Annotated in this window: 1 pseudogene; it reads left to right on the plus strand. The window is 81.7% G+C overall.

The window, feature by feature from the left end:
* Window positions 1-371 (plus strand): annotated as a pseudogene (locus JAO81_RS27575) (hypothetical protein); the annotation flags it as partial.

Raw genomic sequence — 371 nt, forward strand, 5'->3', positions numbered from 1 at the left:
GTTCCCTCCCAAGGCCCGCTTGGCCCCCGACTGGAGGACGTCCGGCCGCCCGCCGACGTCGCCGTCTCCGAGGTGCAGCCGCTGGTCCAGGACGTCGGCACCGCCGCGACCGGTCTCGCCACCGGCGTCGGCGGCGACGCGGACGGCCTGGCGCGCGGCGTCACCTCCGAGGTCGCCCCGCTGGCCCAGGGCGTCACGGACACCGTCCGCACCGACGCCGGACCGCTGCTCCAGAACGCCGCATCCGGCGCCCAGGGCACGGCGTCCGCGGTGGCGCCGGGCTTCGCGGCCGGCATCTGGCCGCAGGGCCGAGGGCGGGTGGGGCCCCCCCCCCCCCGCCCCCGCCCCGGGCGGCCACCCCCGCCCCCCCC

This window comes from Streptomyces sp. N35 (assembly GCF_016464295.1).
Lineage (GTDB): Bacteria > Actinomycetota > Actinomycetes > Streptomycetales > Streptomycetaceae > Streptomyces.